The sequence below is a fragment of the Stenotrophomonas sp. B1-1 genome, from assembly GCF_010894375.1.
GTDB lineage: Bacteria > Pseudomonadota > Gammaproteobacteria > Xanthomonadales > Xanthomonadaceae > Stenotrophomonas.
Map to the genome: position 1 here is coordinate 195781 of NZ_JAAIUZ010000001.1, position 15488 is coordinate 211268.

General features: G+C 67.6%; 16 protein-coding genes. 7 read left to right on the forward strand and 9 right to left on the reverse strand.

Annotated features, from left to right (window positions below; genetic code table 11):
• Window positions 1-160: 160 nt before the first annotated feature.
• Together G4G00_RS00895 and G4G00_RS00900 are read left to right on the forward strand one after the other, a co-directional pair.
• A complete protein-coding gene (locus tag G4G00_RS00895; protein WP_164270763.1) occupies window positions 161-892 on the forward strand; it encodes a CoA transferase subunit A in 732 nt (243 codons plus the stop codon).
• Between the two features lies 1 nt (window position 893).
• Window positions 894-1526 carry a CoA transferase subunit B gene (locus G4G00_RS00900; RefSeq protein ID WP_108748444.1) on the forward strand — a complete coding sequence of 211 codons (633 nt, stop codon included), beginning with the start codon at window positions 894-896 and terminating at the stop codon, window positions 1524-1526.
• Window positions 1527-1558: 32 nt separating this feature from the next.
• Here G4G00_RS00900 and G4G00_RS00905 read toward each other — a convergent pair whose 3' ends face one another.
• Window positions 1559-3625: a glycoside hydrolase family 99-like domain-containing protein gene (locus G4G00_RS00905; protein ID WP_164270765.1), complete on the reverse strand. Its 2067-nt coding sequence runs from the start codon at window positions 3623-3625 to the stop codon at window positions 1559-1561.
• A 118-nt stretch (window positions 3626-3743) separates the two neighbouring features.
• Between G4G00_RS00905 and G4G00_RS00910 the strand changes: the two genes are divergently transcribed.
• Window positions 3744-4334 (forward strand): alpha-ketoglutarate-dependent dioxygenase AlkB, encoded by a 591-nt coding sequence (locus tag G4G00_RS00910; RefSeq protein WP_164270767.1) that lies wholly within the window; start codon window positions 3744-3746, stop codon window positions 4332-4334.
• A 104-nt stretch (window positions 4335-4438) separates the two neighbouring features.
• On the opposite strand, the gene G4G00_RS00915 is transcribed toward G4G00_RS00910, so the two are convergent.
• Genes G4G00_RS00915 through G4G00_RS00930 form a run of 4 tightly spaced genes read right to left on the reverse strand, consistent with a single transcriptional unit; the run spans window position 4439 to window position 7957 of the window.
• Complete coding sequence (locus G4G00_RS00915) at window positions 4439-5080, reverse strand: ABC-type transport auxiliary lipoprotein family protein (protein ID WP_108752113.1); 642 nt, start codon at window positions 5078-5080, stop codon at window positions 4439-4441.
• Window positions 5077-6003 (reverse strand): MlaD family protein, encoded by a 927-nt coding sequence (locus tag G4G00_RS00920; protein ID WP_108752114.1) that lies wholly within the window; start codon window positions 6001-6003, stop codon window positions 5077-5079. The genes G4G00_RS00915 and G4G00_RS00920 overlap by 4 nt, the downstream gene beginning before the upstream one ends.
• Window positions 6004-6006: 3 nt before the next feature.
• Complete coding sequence (locus G4G00_RS00925; RefSeq protein WP_164270769.1) at window positions 6007-6834, reverse strand: ABC transporter ATP-binding protein; 828 nt, start codon at window positions 6832-6834, stop codon at window positions 6007-6009.
• Window position 6835: 1 nt separating this feature from the next.
• Window positions 6836-7957, reverse strand: coding sequence for an ABC transporter permease (locus G4G00_RS00930; RefSeq protein ID WP_199912003.1), 1122 nt, complete (start codon window positions 7955-7957; stop codon window positions 6836-6838).
• Window positions 7958-8049: 92 nt separating this feature from the next.
• Between G4G00_RS00930 and G4G00_RS00935 the strand changes: the two genes are divergently transcribed.
• The gene (locus G4G00_RS00935) at window positions 8050-9309 is read left to right on the forward strand and encodes a threonine/serine exporter family protein (protein ID WP_108748451.1); all 1260 of its coding nucleotides are present in this window, start codon (window positions 8050-8052) and stop codon (window positions 9307-9309) included.
• A gap of 127 nt (window positions 9310-9436) precedes the next feature.
• Here the strand turns inward: G4G00_RS00935 and G4G00_RS00940 are convergent, their stop codons facing one another.
• From G4G00_RS00940 to G4G00_RS00950, 3 genes are all read right to left on the reverse strand, one after another.
• On the reverse strand, window positions 9437-9817 hold the full coding sequence (locus G4G00_RS00940; RefSeq protein WP_108748452.1) for an H-NS histone family protein: 381 nt from the start codon (window positions 9815-9817) through the stop codon (window positions 9437-9439).
• A gap of 198 nt (window positions 9818-10015) precedes the next feature.
• Window positions 10016-11707 carry a proline--tRNA ligase gene (locus G4G00_RS00945; RefSeq protein WP_164270771.1) on the reverse strand — a complete coding sequence of 564 codons (1692 nt, stop codon included), beginning with the start codon at window positions 11705-11707 and terminating at the stop codon, window positions 10016-10018.
• A 574-nt stretch (window positions 11708-12281) separates the two neighbouring features.
• The gene (locus tag G4G00_RS00950) at window positions 12282-12659 is read right to left on the reverse strand and encodes a DUF4124 domain-containing protein (protein ID WP_164270773.1); all 378 of its coding nucleotides are present in this window, start codon (window positions 12657-12659) and stop codon (window positions 12282-12284) included.
• Between the two features lie 80 nt (window positions 12660-12739).
• Here G4G00_RS00950 and pssA point away from each other — a divergent pair, with 80 nt between their 5' ends.
• The 3 genes from pssA to rimI are packed head-to-tail and all read left to right on the forward strand — an operon-like array spanning window position 12740 to window position 14516.
• Window positions 12740-13516: a CDP-diacylglycerol--serine O-phosphatidyltransferase gene (gene pssA, locus G4G00_RS00955; protein ID WP_108752119.1), complete on the forward strand. Its 777-nt coding sequence runs from the start codon at window positions 12740-12742 to the stop codon at window positions 13514-13516.
• Window positions 13513-14022, forward strand: a complete 510-nt coding sequence (locus tag G4G00_RS00960; RefSeq protein WP_164270775.1) for a hypothetical protein — start codon at window positions 13513-13515, stop codon at window positions 14020-14022. The genes pssA and G4G00_RS00960 overlap by 4 nt, the downstream gene beginning before the upstream one ends.
• Window positions 14019-14516, forward strand: a complete 498-nt coding sequence (gene rimI / locus G4G00_RS00965; RefSeq protein ID WP_108752121.1) for a ribosomal protein S18-alanine N-acetyltransferase — start codon at window positions 14019-14021, stop codon at window positions 14514-14516. Before G4G00_RS00960 ends, rimI begins: the two co-directional genes overlap by 4 nt.
• A 32-nt stretch (window positions 14517-14548) precedes the next feature.
• Here the strand turns inward: rimI and G4G00_RS00970 are convergent, their stop codons facing one another.
• Window positions 14549-15376, reverse strand: coding sequence for an EamA family transporter (locus tag G4G00_RS00970; protein ID WP_164270777.1), 828 nt, complete (start codon window positions 15374-15376; stop codon window positions 14549-14551).
• Window positions 15377-15488 lie beyond the last annotated feature (112 nt).

Sequence of the window (15488 nt, forward strand, 5' to 3'; positions counted from 1 at the left end):
ACCTGCGGGGGAGGCGGCGTGGGGCGAACCACGCTGCGTGGAGGGTGCGGCATTCTACCCAAAGCCCCTGCAACGCCCCGACAATGCTGCGGCGCATCCAGGGCCCGGGCGGGCCTGCGGCTAGAATGCCCTCATTCTTACCGTGCAGGGCAGTACAGCAATGCAGCAATCGACTTCCAGCAGCAAGCGCAGCAAGCGCTTCGCCTCGGCGGCACAGGCGCTGCAGGGCGTGGTCGCCGATGGCCAGATCCTGGCCGTGGGCGGCTTCGGCCTGTGTGGCATTCCCGAAGCACTGATCGCGGCGCTGCGCGACAGTGGCGCCAAGGGCCTGACGGTCATTTCCAACAATGCGGGCGTGGACGGCTTCGGCCTGGGCCAGCTGCTGGAAACGCGGCAGATCAAGAAGATGATCTCGTCCTACGTGGGCGAGAACAAGGAATTCGAACGCCAGTTCCTGGCCGGCGAGCTGGAACTGGAATTCAATCCGCAGGGCACCCTGGCCGAGCGCCTGCGCGCCGGCGGTGCGGGCATCCCGGCGTTCTTCACCGCCACCGGTTACGGCACCGTGGTGGCCGAGGGCAAGGAAACCCGTGAATTCGACGGCAAGCACTACGTGATGGAAACCGCGCTGCGTGCCGACGTGGCCCTGGTGAAGGCATGGAAGGCCGACGAGGCCGGCAACCTGGTGTTCCGCAAGACCGCGCGCAACTTCAACCCGGCCTGCGCGATGGCCGGCAAGGTGTGCATCGTGGAAGTGGAGGAGGTGATGCCGGTGGGCGCGATCGATCCGGACCAGGTGCACCTGCCGGGCATCTATGTGCACCGCATCGTGCACAACCCGCATCCCGAAAAACGCATTGAACAGCGCACGATCCGCGCGGAGGGCAACTGAGATGGCGTGGACCCGTGACGAGATGGCGGCCCGCGCCGCCCGTGAATTGACCGATGGCGCCTACGTGAACCTGGGTATCGGCCTGCCGACCCTGGTGGCCAACCATATTCCCGAAGGCGTGGACGTGTGGCTGCAGTCGGAAAACGGCCTGCTCGGCATCGGCCCGTTCCCCACCGACAGTGAAGTGGACGCCGACCTGATCAATGCCGGCAAGCAGACCGTGACCGCGCGCGCCGGTGCCAGCTACTTCGGCAGCCACGACAGCTTCGCGATGATCCGCGGTGGCCACGTGAACCTGGCCATCCTGGGCGCCATGCAGGTAACCGACAAGGGTGACCTGGCCAACTGGATGGTGCCGGGCAAGATGGTCAAGGGCATGGGCGGCGCGATGGACCTGGTGGCCGGTGTGCAGCGCGTGGTGGTGCTGATGGAACACACCGCCAAGAACGGTGAGCACAAGATCCTGGCCGAATGCTCGCTGCCGCTGACCGGCGTGGGCGTGGTCGATCGCATCATCACCGACCTGGCCGTGTTCGACGTGACCGACAACGGCCTGCTGCTGGTGGAGGCCGCGCCCGGCGTGGGCGATGACGAACTGAAGGAAAAGACCGGCGTCGCGTTCGCACGCGCCTGATTGAAAGCATGGGGGCCGATGGCCCCCGCTGCTCAACTGCGGCGGGCGTAGGCGTACGTCGTGTCCTGGGGCGACGGCAGCCCGAGTAGCGTGGCTGCATCCTGCTGGTGGTAGCCCGCATGGCGCGCGACCAGCGTGAACGTTCGCTCGACGGCATGGGCGAGGGTGCCGTCCACCTGCCCGGCCTCGGTGTCGAACAGCGAAGGCTGCAGGTGCGTGTCCAGCATGGGCCGCAGGCCTTCAAGCCGCACCCAGAACATGCTGCCCGCGATGAAGGTGTCGGCGTTGATGTCGCCCTGCGCCACGCCGAAACGGCTCAGCAATGCCTGCACGTTGCGTTCGTTCGCGCCCCAGAAGTAATCCAGGCGTTGTACGTGCCCTTCCGGCGGCACCAGGCCCAGCGCGGGGTCCTTGGCAAAGGCCTCCACGATGCGGGATGCCCGGTCTGGCGCCATCAGACGATCAATCAGCTCGTTGCGCCAGCGGTCGCCATCGTTGCGGTGCGTGGAGCGCTTGGTGTGCAGCTTCAGGACCACGTCCTCGCCCTGTTCAAGCAGCGAATCAGCCATGTGCAGGAAGGGAAGAATGTCCCGGCCATGGTTGGCAAATGCGTGGATCTCAGCATCGATGCCACTGGCGGTCAGTACCTGCTTGATCTGCGCATGCCGCTCGTGGGTGGTGGTGACCACCACGCGCCACTGCAGGCCGGTGGCCTTTACCTTGTCCAGCAGTTCGGCGAACACGTCCGGATACCAGGCATGAATCAACACGCACGGTCTTGTTGTCCTCCGCCGGAGTGCTGCCGGCGACAACGCCTCACGAGTGGCCTGCAGCCACGCATGCCCCAGCCGTGCGTCCGGTTCCAGTACGGCGCCCTCGGCCCACTCGTTCCAGGCATTGATGAACACCATGCGCTGGTGCTGCGGGGCCTGCGCCAGGCGCTCATGCACGGTGCTGCGCAGCCAGTCGCGGTAGCCGCGCGGCGACGCATGCAGGTACACGCGCCCGCGCCCGGAACGCCGGGCCTCGTTGTCCCAGCCTGGGTTGACCCCGGGATAGAGCGGGTAATCGGGCAGGGGGCGGGCGGCGATCTCGCTGGCCAGCTCGCGCCAGTCGCGCACGTCGCCATTGAAGTCGGGATTGAGCAGCCACTGCTGCGCCGACAGCGAGCGCGGGTTGCTCATGTTGGGCGGGAACTCGACCGCCGCATCGAAGCCGATCTCGCGCGGGTCCGGGCGCTCGAAGCCCTGCACATAGGCAAGGTGGATTTCGCCCACGTCGTTGTCGCGGCACCAGCGGCGCCAGCGCTCGGCGGTGGCGCGCGCATCGGGCAGCAGGTTCGGTCGATAGACCAGCAGCATCGGCCGGCCATCGACCTTCAATGCACGGCGGTCGCGCAGGTAGGGCGCCACGTGGGCGATGAATGCCAGGTCATCATCGGCGCTGTGCTGCTGGCCGATCAGGATGTCGTCGTCGCGGCCGTCCCAGCGCCGTGCCCAGTTTTCATTGGCCCAGCACAGGCAGAACGGCAGCGTGATGCTGTCATCGTCCAGCCACTGCCGCAGCGGGTCTTCCATCAGCGTGCGGCCGCTGAACCAGTAGTAATAGAAGCAGAACGCGCCGATGCCGTGCTCGGCGGCAAGCTGCGCCTGGTCGCGCATCACCTGCGGATTGCGCAGGTCATAGAACCCCAGATCGGCCGGCAGTCGCGGTTGGATGTGACCTTCGAACTGCGGCAGGGCGCGGGTCACGTTGCGCCATTCGGTGAAGCCCTTGCCCCACCACGCGTCGTTCTCGGCAAAGGTGTGGAACTGCGGCAGGTAGAACGCGACCAGGGTGGCGGGCATCGGCTCCGGCAGCGCGGCCGCCTGCCGCGGGCGGTGACCGATGGCGGGCTCGTCGGCGCGCCAGCGCAGCTGCGCGCTGGCCCGTGGGCCACCGGTGTCCTGCTGCCCCTTCGGCGGCGGGGGCACCCAGTCGCCATGTCGGGCCAGCAGGCGGGTGCGCAGGCGGTCGCGCTGTGCCTGCGACATCGGCAATGCACGGAACACCGCGCGCAGCAGAGGGAACAGGGCCTGGCGCAGGCGGCTGCCGCTCATGGCTGGGCGCCCCGGTAGTGGGCGTGGATGGCAGGCGGCGGAAGCGTGGCAACGATCATGCCGCCATTTTCGGTGCTGGCGGCCACGACGGCAAACGCGGTCGTGCTAGCGTGTGGCGATGCTGTTTCCCCATGACCTGCCCGATGCGGATGTGCGCCACCTGCCGGGTTGGCTGCCCCCCGCTGCGGCCGATGCCCTGCTGCCGGCCCTGAAGGCGCAACTGCCGTGGGAGGTCCACCGCATCCGCATGTTCGGCAACTGGGTGGATTCGCCGCGGTTGAGCTGCTGGATCGGCGATCCGCAGGCGCGCTATCGCTATTCCGGCGCACTGTTCGAACCGCAGCCGTGGACGCCGGTGCTGGAATCATTGCGGGAACGGCTGCTGGCCGAAGGCATCGGCCGCTTCAACAGCGTGCTGGTGAACCGCTACCGCAGCGGCGGGGATTACATGGGCTGGCATAGCGACGACGAACCAGAGCTGGGGGCGGAACCGCTGATCGCCTCGTTGAGCCTGGGCGCGGCACGGCGCTTCCTGCTGCGCCGCCGCGATGAACCGGCGCGCAAGGCCGAATTCCTGCTGGGCCATGGCGATCTGTTGCTGATGGGCGGCAGCACCCAGGGCTTCTACCAGCACGCGCTGCCGAAGATGGCGCGGGTGCAGGACGAGCGCATCAACCTGACGTTCCGGTGGATCACCCCGCGCGGGTGAGGGCGGGGTCAGAGCCCTTCCTTGCGGGAAGGGATCCGACCCCGGGGCATGCAGATGGGGTCGGATCCCTTTCCCGCAGGGAAAGGGCTCTGACCCCTGCAATCTCAGCGCGGCAGTGCCTGGCGGTCGCGCTGTCCGCTCACCAGCGTCCAGCCCACTACGTCCTGCGCCAGCTGCTGCAGGCCGCGCTCGAACGCGGCGGCCACGGCCGGCACATCGGTGCTGCCGACGGGCTGCTGCTGGCGGAAGGTGTGGTCGGCCACCACGCGCTGGTCGGCCACGTGGATGAGCTTGGCGTTCAGTTCAATCACCACCGTCGGCGTGGCCTGGCCCTGGTAGTCCGACTCGAAGCGGCGCACGTCGGTGGTCAATTTGTAGTCGGCGCGGATGCCGGCGGCCACGCGGGCCACGCCGGGCAGGCGGCCGGAATCTTCGAAGCCGCGCAGCAGGGTGTCTTCGATCATGTCGGTGGCCGGCTGTGCCCAGCTGGCGCCGCGGTAGATCTCCAGTTCCGACGGCGTGGGCCGCACGTTGATGCGCGGGCTGTCGACCATGCGCGCGGCGCTGGGCTTGGCCAGCACCAGCTGCCAGTCACCCTGCGGCCAGGCCGGGTCCACCTTCACCTGCACCGCAGGCGAATACAGGGTGACCGGATTCTTGTCGCCGCTGCCGAGGATCGAGCAGCCACCCAGCAGGGCAACGGCCGAGGCGGCCAGCAGCAGGCGCGGAAGGGTCATCGGGCTCATTTGGGTTCGAACTCCTTCGGTGCATCGCGGCCCAGCAGGTAGCGCGCGGGGTTGTTTTCCAAGCGGTCGCTGACCCGGCGCAGGTCGCGGATCAGGCCGCGCAGTTCGGTCAGGGTCGGGCCCAGCTGGCCCAGGCCATCGTTGGCGAAGCTGTTGATGGCCGCGCGGTTCTCGCCCAGGATCGAATCGGCATTGCCAGCGGCCGAATCCAGCTTGCCCAGGGTGGCATCGAGCTTGTCGATGATGCCCGGCAGCTGCTGCACCAGGTTCTTGTCCAGGCGCTCGATGGTGCCGTTGGTGGTCTTCAGCGTGGTATCCAGGCTGCGTGCCGCGTCGCGCGCACTCAACAGCAGCGCCTGGGTGCCCTGGTCACGGTCGGCCAGGCCGCCGCTGATCGTTTCCAGATTGGCCAGGGTGGCGTTGATCGAGGCGACGTTGCGGTCGCTCAGGATCTGGTCCATGCGTTCGACGATGCGGTTGGCCACGTCGGTGATGTTCTGCAGCGCCGACGGCGTGGTCGGAATGATCGGCGCCGGGTCCTTGTTCACCGTGGTCAGGGTGGGCGCCTGCGGCGTGCCGCCACTGAGCTGGATGATCGACGGGCCGGTCAGGCTGGTGATGGCCAGCTTGGCGCGGGTATCGGTCTTGACCGGCGTGTTGGAATTCAAGCGGATGCGCGCGACCACCTGGCGCGGGTCGTCGGGCACCAGGTTCAGTTCGGTGATCGACCCCACCGCGATGCCGTTGTACTGCACCGGGCTGCCCACCGACAGGCCGGTGACCGCTTCGCGGAACACCACGCGGTATTCCTGCCAGGTGCGGTCGGAGGAGTACTTGGCCGCCCACAGGCCGAAGGCCAGCAGGGCCAGGCCGGTGATCAGGGTGAACGCGCCGATCAGCACGTAGTTGGCTTTGGTTTCCATGGCTCAGGCACTCTCGATCTGTTCGCCACGCGCGGCGCGCGCGCGGGGTCCGTGGAAGTATTCCTGGATCCACGGATGATCCAGTTTCTCGATGTCCGGCAGCGGCGCGTTGGCCACCACCTTGTGGTCGGCGATCACCGCCACCCGGTCGCAGATGGCGTACAGCGTGTCCAGGTCGTGGGTGATCAGGAACACGGTCAGACCCAGCGCTTCCTGCAGGGTCTTGATCAGGCGGTCGAACGCGGCCGCGCCGATCGGGTCCAGGCCGGCGGTGGGTTCGTCCAGGAACAGCAGCGGCGGGTCCAGCGCCAGCGCACGGGCCAGGCCAGCGCGCTTGCGCATGCCGCCGGACAACTGCGACGGCAGTTTGTTGATGGCATCGGCGGGCAGGCCGGCCAGCTTCACCTTCAGCAGGGCCAGTTCGTAATGCCAGCGTTCGGGCAGTTCGCGGTGGTGTTCCTTCAGCGGCACCTGCACGTTCTCGCCCACGCTGAGCGAGGAGAACAGGGCGCCATCCTGGAACAGCACGCCGGTGTTGCGCTCGATGTGCAGGCGGCTTTCCGCATCGTCGGCGCGTGCGTCGCGGCCCAGCACTTCAATCTGCCCGGCGTCGGGCACGCGCAGGCCAAGGATTGACCGCATCAGCACCGATTTGCCGGTGCCCGACCCGCCGACCACGCCCAGGATCTCGCCGCGGCGCACGTCCAGGTCCAGCCCTTCGTGCACGGTCTGGCTGCCGAAGCGGTTGGTCAGCCCACGCACGCGGATGGCCAGGTCGTGGCCCTGGTCATCGTGCATGGGGGTGTCATCGGGGTGTGGGTGTGTGCTCATCTCACCAGTCCATATGCATGAACCACAACGCCGCGAAGGCGTCGATGATGATCACCAGCGAGATGGTCTGCACCACGCTGGAGGTGGTGCGTTCGCCCACCGACTGCGCCGTGCCTTCCACCTTCAGCCCTTCCAGGCAGCCGATCAGGCCGATCACCAGGGCGAACACCGGCGCCTTGGACAGCCCCACCAGCATGTGCCGCACTTCCATGGTTTCGTGCATGCGCGCGATGTACATCTGCGGCGGAATATCCAGATCGAACGCGCCCACGGTGATGCCGCCGGCCAGACCGGCTGCCATCGCAATGAAGGTCAGCAGCGGCAGGGTGACCAGCAGTGCCAGCAGGCGTGGCAGCACCAGCAGATCGATCGGGTCCAGGCCCAGGGTGCGCATCGCATCGATCTCTTCCCGCGCCTTCATCGCGCCGATCTGCGCGGTGAACGCGCTGGCGGTGCGGCCGGCCAGCACGATGGCGGTCAGCAGCACGGCGAATTCGCGCAGGAAGGCGATGTTCACCAGTTCCACCACGTAGATCTCCGCGCCGAAGTCGCGCAGGATGGTCGAGCCGAGGAAGGCGATCACCGCGCCCACCAGGTAAGACAGCAATGCCACCAGCGGTACCGCGTCCAGGCCCACCTGTTCCATCTGGTGCACGGTGGCGGTCAGGCGGAAGCGGCGCGGTTCCTTGAACAGGCGCGCGGCCTTGACCAGGTTCTCGCCCAGGAAACTGCACAGCGCCTTGATGTTGTGGCCGGTGGTGTGGACGCTGACGCCCAACCGCTCCAGCGCCGCCAGCACACCGAAGTCGCGCTTGGGCTTGGGCCGGTCGTCGGCCACTTCTTCGATGGTGCACACCAGTGCCTGGTGGTCGGGCCGGAAGTGCAGGGCCTGTTCGCCCAGGTCGGCACGATGGGCGACCCGCAGCACCTGCAGCACGCCAGCCGAATCCAGCTGTTCGATGGCGGTGGCGTCGATGCCGGTCAGTTTCTCGGGAACGTCGCGCAGCACCTCGGCCGCCGCCAGTGCGGTCTTCAAGGTCCAGTGGCCGGACAGATGGATCAGCCCGGGATCGTGGGCATCCTGTTCCAGCCGGGGGCTGTGGTTCGGGGTCATGGGGGCCATTCGGGTCGCAGCATAACCGTTCTGAATTGCACGTCGCGTCGAACCGGGATGAATTTCTCCTGCCGGGCCCGCTGTAGGTAATACTACGGCGCATGTCCGCCGATGCTCACGCCATCCCCACGCCCCAGGCCACCTATGCGCAGCGCGTGGCCTTTGTTTCCGAGATCGCCGGTCGCCTGCACAGCTATGGCACCACGGCCCAGCGCCTGGAGGCCGCCGTGGTGGCGCTGGCGCGGCAACTGGACCTGGATTGTGAGCCGTGGTCGAACCCCACCGGCATCATCCTCAGCTTCAGCGATCCCGCGCGCGCCATCGGTTCCAGTGACATTACCCGGGTGATCCGCCTGGCGCCTGGCGAGAACGACCTGCACAAGCTGAGCGTGGCCGACCGCATTGCCGAAGAAGTGGCCAACGGCCGCATGAGCCTTGCCCAGGGCCACACCGCGCTGCGCCAGCTGGACAAGGATCCGGGCCGCCGCGGCAAGCTGCGCACCATCCTGTCCTTCAGCCTGGGCGCGGCCGGCGTGGCCGGCATGTGGAAGCTGCCGTGGCTGGATATCGCCACGGCTGGCGTAATCGGCCTGATGATCGGCCTGCTGGGCATGCTCACCGATCGCCGTCCGGCCACCCGCGAAGCCGGCGAAGCGCTGGCCGCGCTGCTGGCCGGCATGGTCGCCACCCTGGTGGCGGCGTTCGTCGGCGCGCTGAATCTCAACACTGTCATCATCGCCTCGCTGGTGGTGCTGCTGCCGGGCATGTCGTTGACCAATGCGGTGAACGAACTGGCCAGCCAGCACTGGGTTTCGGGCACGGCGCGTTTTGCCGGTGCGCTCACCACCATCATGAAACTGAGCGTGGGCGCGATGATCGCGGTCACCCTGGCCGATGTGCTGGGCCTGGACCCGGTGATCCGTGCCTCGCGCCCGCAGGGGCCGTGGGTGGAATGGGGCTCGCTGCTGACCGCGGCCTTTGCATTCGCCATGTTGTTCAAGGCCAACCGGCGCGATTACCCATGGGTGATTGCCGCCTCGGTGGCCGGCTATGCCATTTCCAAATTCGGCGGCCACGCCTGGGGCGCACCGGCGGGCATTTTCCTGTCAGCCATGCTGCTGACCGCCGGCGGCAATCTGTTTGGCCGACTGGTCGGTCGCCCGGGCGCGATCATCCGCCTGCCGGGCATCATCATGATGGTGCCCGGCAGCACCAGCCTGCGCGGCGTGCTGACCCTGGTGCAGCAGCAGGACGTGGGCGCCGGCCAGAGCGTGTTCCTGACCGTGCTGAACGTGGTGATGGCGCTGGTGGCCGGCCTGCTGTTCGGCAACCTGCTGATGCCGGCGCGCAAAACCCTGTGATCGGTAGCGCCGGGCCGTGCCCGGCGGATCGGAACACCACCGCTGCGCTCGCCGGGCATGGCCCGGCGCTACCCCAAAAAAAACGCCGGCTTTCGCCGGCGTTTTCTCATTCAAACCCGTGCAGGACTCAGGCCTTCTTGATCAGGAAATCTTCCGGCTTCTTGTTGCCCTTGGCGGTCAGCTCGGCCATCCAGCGCGGCTGCTTGCCGCGGCCGGTCCAGGTTTCCTTCGGGTTGGCCGGGTTGCGGTACTTCGGTGCCACCTTGCCCAGCTTGCGGCCGGCGGTCTTGGCCGGAGCCTTGGCAGCCTTGCGTGCACGCGGTGCCGGGGCAGCGGCGCCACCGAACAGTTCGTCGATGGTGTAACCCTCGGTCTTGGCCAGCTTGGTCAGCTGGGCGCGCACCTTGGTGATCGGGCGGCGCTTGGCGACGATGGTCTGCTGCTTCTTGGCGGTACGGATCAGGGCGCCCAACTCACGTGCCGACAGGCCGCTCAGGTCGATGCTCATGCAAATACTCCGGGAAATACGGTGATGGACAGGGACGAGCCGGTCCATGGCGGTCGCTGGACAGGGTAATGTCGATTTACTGCCAGCACAAACATTTATTGGTTACTGATATTACGAATTGCGACTGCCGACATATTCAGACGCTGATGCCACCGGTGGACGCAAAAAAAAAGACCGGGGCGGACCCCGGTCTTTCCATCAGCCCTGCAGTCGCTGCAGCAGGGTGGCCTTGTCCAGGCTCTCGGCCTCGCTGGCCTTGCGCGAGCGGTATTCATACGTACCGGCGGCCAGGCCGCGCTCGCTCACCACCACGCGGTGCGGCACACCGATCAGCTCCATGTCGGCAAACATGGCGCCCGGGCGCAGGCCGCGGTCGTCCAGCGCCGCATCCAGGCCGGCGTCGCGCAGTTCCTGCAGCAGTGCAGCGGCGGCCTCGGCCACGCCCGCATCGCCCTTCGGGTTGATCACGCAGACCACCACCTGCCAGGGCGCCATCGCCTCGGGCCAGATGATGCCGGCGTCGTCGTGGTTCTGTTCGATGGCGGCGGCCACCACGCGCGAAATACCGATGCCGTAGCAGCCCATGGTCATCACCGCGGCCTTGCCGTTCTCGTCCAGCACGGTGGCCTGCAGCGCTTCGGCGTACTTGCGGCCGAGCTGGAACACGTGGCCGACCTCGATGCCGCGGGCGATCTTCAGTTCGCCGCCGTCGCGGGCGCGGTCACCGGCACGCACGTTGCGGATATCCACCACTTCCGGTTCCGGCAGGTCGCGGCCCCAGTTCACCCCGGCCAGGTGGAAACCGGCTTCGTTGGCACCGACCACGAAGTCGGCCATGGCGGCCACTTCGCGGTCGGCCAGCACGCGGATCGCCTTTGCCGGGCCGACCGGGCCCAGGAAGCCGGGTACGCTGCCCAGGTGTTCGGCGATTTCCGCTTCGCTGGCAAAACGCTGGTCTTCCAGGCCCGCCACCTTGGCCAGCTTGATCTCATTTACTTCGTGGTCGCCGCGCACCAGGGCCAGCACGAAGCCGGCCTCGGTCATCAGCGCCACCGACTTCACCGTGCGCTGCAGGTCGATACCGAGCAGGGCGGCCACGTCTTCGCAGGTCTTCTGGGTGGGCGTGTCCACCTTGCGCAGGGTTTCAGCGGCGGCCGCGCGCGGCGCCGGATCGGCGGCCACGGCCGCTTCCATGTTGGCGGCATAATCCGAGCCGGTGGAAAACACCAGCGCGTCTTCACCGGAATCGGCGATCACATGGAATTCCTGCGATGCGTCGCCACCGATGGCGCCGGAATCGGCCTGCACCATGCGGAAATCCAGGCCCAGGCGGGTGAAGATGCGGCTGTAGGCCGTCTTCATGTTTTCGTATTCGCGCACCAGATCTTCATCGTGCAGGTGGAACGAATACGCATCCTTCATCAGGAATTCGCGCGCACGCATCACGCCGAAACGCGGGCGGATCTCGTCGCGGAACTTGGTCTGGATCTGGTAGAAATTCACCGGCAGCTGCTTGTAGCTGGACAGCTCGCTGCGGGCGAAATCGCACGCCGCTTCTTCGGCGGTGGGGCTGTAGCAGAAGGTCTGTTCCTTGCGGTCCTTGATCTTCAGCAGCTGCGGGCCGAACTTTTCCCAGCGCCCGGTCTGTTCCCACAGTTCCTTGGGCTGGATGGTGGGAATCTGGAATTCCACGGCGCCGGCGCGGTCCATTTCCTCACGCACGATGCGTTCCACCTTGCGCAGTACGCGCAGGCCCAGCGGCGACCAGGTGTACAGGCCCGAGGCGAGCTTGCGGATCATGCCGGCGCGCAGCATCAGCCGGTGGCTGGTCAGCTCGGCGTCGCTGGGGGTTTCCTTGGTGGTGTGCAGGTGGAACTGGGAGAGGCGCATCGTCGGCTTCGGGATAACGGCAGAGACGCCTATTCTGCCAGCCCGGCCGGGGGGTGGGGTACTGGCAGGGCTTGCAGCCCTGCACCCGCTTGGGGCAACGGCAACGGCAACGTCAAAAGCGGGCTATCCGTGGGTTGGCGGGGTGGGTCCGGTTGCGGGGGACGGCGCAAGTACGTCCCTGTAGCCTCGGTCGCGCCATCCATGGCGCTCACGCCCCCGCAACCGGACCCACCCCGCCTTCGACAGACTTCCGCGATCGGCCAGAACGGCATCCCGCTCTGGTAGGTGTCGACCTTGGTCGACACAGATGAATTCATTCGATTTCTGACAGATGTGTCGACCAAGGTCGACACCTACCAACAGACGCCGGCCAACTGTCAGAGGCGGGGCGGTGTCGGACTGCGGGGTGTCAGCCGCATGGATGCGGCTGCCAAGCCTACAGGGACGTACTTGCGGCGTCCCCGCAGTCCGACACCGCCCCGCCATCCACGGAAAGCGCGCTGTTGCTGTTGCTTCAGTCGAGCATGGCTCGACTCTACAGCAGGTGCAGGGCTGCAAGCCCTGCCGAACCCCCTCAGCCGGCCGGGGGGCAGTAGGCTTTGATGGCGGCTTCGGCCAGGCCCTTCTGCGCGGTGCGCTGTTCCGGGGTCAGGGCCGTGTCGGCCTTGCCATCGCCATCGGTGTCCTGCATCACCGGGCCGCTGCCCTCCAGCAGGGTCACGTTGGCACGCGCGGTGCTGCACTGCTCCGGCACCGGGGCCGCTTCCGCAGCGGGCGCCGCCGGGGTCTGCGGGCTGCGTGCCTGCTCGCGGGTTTCGTATTTCGCACCGGCCGGCGGCGTCTCCGAGTACTGGGTCACGCCCTTGGCGTCCTTCCACTTGTAGACCGGGCCGGCCTGCGCCGTGGCCGTGGCCAACAGCAGCAGGAAACCAAGGCAGGGCAGGGCACGCATGGCAAACTCCACAGAATGGGCGTAGAACGCCGATTGCAGCATTGCCGCCGACCGCTGGCAAGTCGATTAAACTGGATTCCATGGACCCGATCACACCGCCGCCGCGTTCGCGCACGATTTACCTGCTGCCCAACCTGTTCACCACGGCCGGTCTGTTCTCCGGCTTCTACGCGATCATCGCCGCGGCCAACGACCAGTTCGTCAATGCGGCCATCGCCGTGTTCGTGGCGGCGGTGATGGATGGCCTGGACGGGCGCGTGGCGCGCCTGACCGGTACCAGCAGCGAATTCGGCGTGCAGTACGACTCGCTGGCCGACCTGGTCAGCTTCGGCATGGCACCGGCGCTGGTGATGTACCACTGGTCGCTGTCCGAACTGAAGCTGGACGGTGAACTGGCCGGCCGCCTCGGCTGGGCCGTCGCCTTCCTGTACGCCGCCTGCGCGGCGCTGCGCCTTGCCCGCTTCAACACCCAGGTGGCGGTGGTCGACAAGCGCTGGTTTGTCGGCCTGGCCAGCCCGGCCGCGGCCGGCTTGATGATGTCCTTCGTCTGGGCCTTCGCCGATGGCACCCTGGGCTGGAGCGGTGACCAGCTGCGCTACGTGGCGCTGGCGGTTACCGTGGTGGCGGCCCTGTTGATGGTCAGCCGGGTGCGCTTCTGGAGCTTCAAGGGCGGTGCTGCCAAAGGCACCCGTTCTGATCGCGTGCCGTTCCTGGTGCTGGCCCTGGTCCCGATCGCCATCGCCATTGCGGTCATTGATCTGCCGCGCGTGCTGCTGGCCGTCGGCGTGTTGTACGCGTTGTCTGGCCCGGTGATGTGGGCGCTGCAACGCCTGCGCAAGAAGCCCGAGGCCGCGTGAGCCAGGACCTGCCCGTGTTGTGGTCACCGGCCCAGCAGGCCTGGCTGCAGGCCATGGGCTACACCGTGTTCCACGACGGCCAGCTGGCCGCCGAGCTGGACGCGGCGCTGCAGTTGAGCGTGGCCGAAGCCGAGGCGGCGTCGACGCCTGCCCCGGAACCGGCGCGATCCGCACCGCGCATGGCGCCTGCCGACAGCGCCGATGTTCCGTTCGAACCGCGTGCCGAGCGCGCCGCTGCGCCGCGGCGGCCGCCACCGGTGGCCGCCCCGGATACCGCGCCGGCGGTCACGCGGCCGCTTCCCTCGGGCAACGCGCGGCAACCGGCAGTACGGCTGCCCGACCGCCTGCAGATCGCCCTGCTGCGTGCGTCGGGCTGCAATCCGAATGACCCTGCCACGCAGGCATTGATGGACAGCTGGCCGCTGGAAACGTTGCGCCGTGACCCGGCCGCCAAGCGCGCGCTGTGGCCGCAGCTGCGTGCGCTGCGCAAGCGGGGCACGCCATGAGTGCGGTCGCCCAGCCGGGGCCGGTCAGCCTGCGCGCGCTGCGCGAGAATGACCTCAACGCGGTCATGGCCATCGAGGTGCGCGGCTACCCTTACCCCTGGACCCGTGGCATTTTCCTGGACTGCCTGCGCGCGGGTTACCCCGGGCTGGCGATGGAACAGGACGGCCTGCTGATCGGCTATGGCGTGTTGAGCCTGGCTGCTGACGAGGCGCACGTGCTCAACATCTGCATCGATCCGCTGGTGCAGTCGCGCGGCCTGGGCCGGCAGTTGCTGCGTGCGCTGGTCGAGATGGCGCGCAACCGTGGCGCGCAGCGCGTGTTCCTGGAAGTGCGGCCGTCGAACACGCCGGCGCTGCGCCTTTACCACAGCGAAGGCTTCAACGAGATTGGCCGGCGCCCGCGTTACTACCCGGCGGCGCAGGGCCGCGAAGATGCGCTGGTGATGGCCATCGAGCTGGTGGCTGACGACGTGCAGGTCATGCCGCCGCTGTAGTAGCCGCTGCGCTCGCCGGGCATGGCCCGGCGCTACCCGGGTGCCAACCGCAGTGCCAGCACCCCGCCCACGATCAACCCGGCCGCCAGCCAGCGTGCGCGCGGCACGCGTTCGCGCAGCAGGAACACGGAGATCAGCAGCGCGAAGACGATGGACGATTCGCGCAGCGCGGACACCATCGCTACCGGTACCTGGGTCATCGCCCACAGCGCCATCGCGTAAGAAGCGGTGGTGCCGGTGCCACCGGCCAGACCCAGCGGCCAATGCTGGCGCGCGTAGGCCAGCACGGCGCGGCGGCGGGTGTACAGCGCCCACGCCGGCAGCGGGATGCCCGACAGCAGGAACAGCCACAGTGTGTAGGCCAACGCATTGCCTGACTGCCGCGCGCCATGTGCATCGACCAGCGTATAGGTGGCGATCATCAGCGCGGTCAGCAGGGGCAGGCCGAGCTGGCCGCCGCGCGCGCCCAGTGCCATGCACAGGATGCCGGTGCTGACCAGCACCACGCCCAGCCAGGCGGCAGGCGGCAGCGACTGGCCGAGCAGACTGCCGGCCAGTGCGACCAGGATCGGCGCGCAACCGCGCATCAGCGGGTAGGCCAGGCTCATGTCCACCTGCTGGTAGCAGCGCGCCACCAGCCCGTAGTAGATCACCTGCAATACCACCGAGGCCGCCAGCCAGGGCCAGCTGCCGGCTGCGGGAAACGGCAGCAAGGGCAGGGCGGCCGCCGACAGCAACGCGGCGCTGCCGGTCACCAGCACCGTGCCGAGGAATTTGTCCGGCCCGCGTTTGACGATCGCGTTCCAGCTGGCATGCAGCGCAGCAGCGGCCAGCACCAGCAGGAAGATGGAAAATGGCATCGCCCGATGATGCCATGTGGTGGTGGGTGCCAACCTCAGCAGAGGAGGGTAGGTGCCAACCTTGGTTGGCACACTGCTCAGTGCGGACCAAGGTCCGCACCTACCAGAGCCC

Excerpts from the sequence above, each read along its gene's own strand:
- G4G00_RS00895 (WP_164270763.1), top strand. The coding sequence starts at position 161 with ATGCAGCAATCGACTTCCAGCAGCAAGCGCAGCAAGCGCTTCGCCTCG.
- G4G00_RS00900 (WP_108748444.1), top strand. The coding sequence starts at position 894 with ATGGCGTGGACCCGTGACGAGATGGCGGCCCGCGCCGCCCGTGAATTG.
- G4G00_RS00905 (WP_164270765.1), bottom strand. The coding sequence starts at position 3,625 with ATGAGCGGCAGCCGCCTGCGCCAGGCCCTGTTCCCTCTGCTGCGCGCG.
- G4G00_RS00910 (WP_164270767.1), top strand. The coding sequence starts at position 3,744 with ATGCTGTTTCCCCATGACCTGCCCGATGCGGATGTGCGCCACCTGCCG.
- G4G00_RS00915 (WP_108752113.1), bottom strand. The coding sequence starts at position 5,080 with ATGAGCCCGATGACCCTTCCGCGCCTGCTGCTGGCCGCCTCGGCCGTT.
- G4G00_RS00920 (WP_108752114.1), bottom strand. The coding sequence starts at position 6,003 with ATGGAAACCAAAGCCAACTACGTGCTGATCGGCGCGTTCACCCTGATC.
- G4G00_RS00925 (WP_164270769.1), bottom strand. The coding sequence starts at position 6,834 with ATGAGCACACACCCACACCCCGATGACACCCCCATGCACGATGACCAG.
- G4G00_RS00930 (WP_199912003.1), bottom strand. The coding sequence starts at position 7,957 with ATGGCCCCCATGACCCCGAACCACAGCCCCCGGCTGGAACAGGATGCC.
- G4G00_RS00935 (WP_108748451.1), top strand. The coding sequence starts at position 8,050 with ATGTCCGCCGATGCTCACGCCATCCCCACGCCCCAGGCCACCTATGCG.
- G4G00_RS00940 (WP_108748452.1), bottom strand. The coding sequence starts at position 9,817 with ATGAGCATCGACCTGAGCGGCCTGTCGGCACGTGAGTTGGGCGCCCTG.
- G4G00_RS00945 (WP_164270771.1), bottom strand. The coding sequence starts at position 11,707 with ATGCGCCTCTCCCAGTTCCACCTGCACACCACCAAGGAAACCCCCAGC.
- G4G00_RS00950 (WP_164270773.1), bottom strand. The coding sequence starts at position 12,659 with ATGCGTGCCCTGCCCTGCCTTGGTTTCCTGCTGCTGTTGGCCACGGCC.
- pssA (WP_108752119.1), top strand. The coding sequence starts at position 12,740 with ATGGACCCGATCACACCGCCGCCGCGTTCGCGCACGATTTACCTGCTG.
- rimI (WP_108752121.1), top strand. The coding sequence starts at position 14,019 with ATGAGTGCGGTCGCCCAGCCGGGGCCGGTCAGCCTGCGCGCGCTGCGC.
- G4G00_RS00970 (WP_164270777.1), bottom strand. The coding sequence starts at position 15,376 with ATGCCATTTTCCATCTTCCTGCTGGTGCTGGCCGCTGCTGCGCTGCAT.